Source organism: Pseudomonas sp. 2995-1 (genome assembly GCF_002742505.1).
GTDB lineage: Bacteria > Pseudomonadota > Gammaproteobacteria > Pseudomonadales > Pseudomonadaceae > Aquipseudomonas > Aquipseudomonas sivasensis.
This window is the reverse complement of record NZ_LJSA01000396.1, coordinates 1-290: the sequence shown is the minus strand read 5'-3', so window position 1 is coordinate 290 and position 290 is coordinate 1. Positions and strand designations below refer to the sequence as shown.

Below are 290 nucleotides of genomic sequence, written 5' to 3'. Positions count from 1 at the left end.
GCTTAGTATAGTACAATGCGACTTTCCCTTTGTAAGCTCAATGCGTTTTTCCCAAGGTATCCTCTATGTGTGATAGAATAGTACACAATCTAGTCAGGGGGTTACAATGTTATTTTCAAAATGGACAATCTATCAAGGTATAACTCTCGTTTCACTTTTAGTAATTATCTTCCTAGCAGAAATCAACGCAGGTAGTGTAAATATCACAGTCTCATCTGAACAAATCACGCCATTTAACAATGGCATTACATACTTTCTATTCATAGGTTTTATCTTAGGCTGTTTTTATT

Annotated in this window: 1 protein-coding gene; it reads left to right on the top strand. The window is 34.8% G+C overall.

Features of this window, described 5'->3' with window-relative positions:
• Window positions 1-106 precede the first annotated feature (106 nt).
• On the top strand, window positions 107-290 hold a 184-nt coding region (locus AOA61_RS31885; protein WP_218197364.1), incomplete at its 3' end, for a hypothetical protein.